Origin of the sequence: Aliiglaciecola sp., assembly GCF_039982535.1 — a bacterium.
Taxonomy (GTDB): domain Bacteria; phylum Pseudomonadota; class Gammaproteobacteria; order Enterobacterales; family Alteromonadaceae; genus Aliiglaciecola.
On record NZ_JBDWYG010000057.1, the window covers coordinates 1 to 1,303 of the forward strand.

Here is a 1,303-nt window from a genome sequence, read left to right on the forward strand (position 1 = left end):
TGAAATCTAATCTTAAGCTTCTAACTCTGTTTGCTTTAGCATTATCATTCGCATCTTGTAATGATAATAACGGCAATGATCAAGACACTGAGTTACCGGCAATCTATGAAGCTCTGCCCGGCACTGTAATCGCTGAAGACACAAGGTGGTCTACAGATCAGGAATTAACCGGACAATACTACGTACTACCCGGAGTAACTTTAACTATTGATGCGGGAGTAGAAGTAAGCTTTACCTATCACAACAACGATGTAGATAAAGTAGGAGCAATCATAACGCTACCTGCAGATGCGGAAAACTTTGACACACCTAAGTCTAGTGGAAGATTAGTTGCTGAAGGAACTGCAAACAATCCAATTGTATTTACTTCAGCTCGTGATACAAAACTACCGGGCGACTGGGGTGGCATCGTGCTGGCCGGAGAAGGGATCAACAACATCGATGGCGGAAAAGGAGAAGTTGAAGGTCTTCCTGATGCAATTCAGTATGGTGGTACCAACAATAACGATGACAGCGGAATCCTTAAATATGTTCGAATTGAATATGTAGGTTTCTCTTTCGCTGAAGGTTCAGAGCTAAACGGCTTAAGTCTTTATTCAGTAGGCTCAGGCACTACTTTAGAATACATACAGGTTTATAAGTGTACTGATGATGGTTTTGAGTGGTTCGGAGGCTCAGTAAACGCAAAATATCTGATTTCTTCTTTCAACGATGATGATTCTTTCGATATGGATGAAGGTTGGAACGGAAATGGTCAATTCTGGTTGGGTGTTCAGGTTGCCGGAGCAGATAATGGTTTTGAGTCTGATGGTGTTAAGACACTGGGTTCAGGTGGAGAAACTAACCCAACACTTTATAATGTTACTTTAGTTGGCTTGAAGCAAGATGGTGCAACCAAAGATGCTGAAGATAAAAACTACGGTATGCGTTTAAGAGAAGAATTCAACGGTACTCTTGAAAACTTCATTATTACTGATTTTGATGGCTTGAACTTCAAGATCGAAGATGACACCAGAGCTATGTTCCCTAACGACCTTTCTATTGACAACACTATTGTTTGGAATAATGAAGGTTTCAACAATGCTGCTGATTCAACTGACTTCGGAGCAGTAACAATGGAACAAGCACCGGGATTCACAAATGCTGCTGCTTATGATTATACAGTTGCAAACCCGGTAACAGGTGCAACTCCTCCAAGTAATAGTTTCTTTAACTCAAGTGCTACTTATATAGGAGCATTTGGTTCCACAAACTGGGCAATAGGAAACTGGGTTCGCTGGAACGACAACTAAATTAGAGTTTG

The 1,303-nt window shown here is 41.1% G+C and carries 1 pseudogene; it reads left to right on the plus strand.

Annotation, left to right across the window (positions count from 1 at the left end):
- Positions 1-1,292, plus strand: a pseudogene (locus ABJV04_RS16870) (hypothetical protein); the annotation flags it as partial.
- Positions 1,293-1,303: the final 11 nt, after the last annotated feature.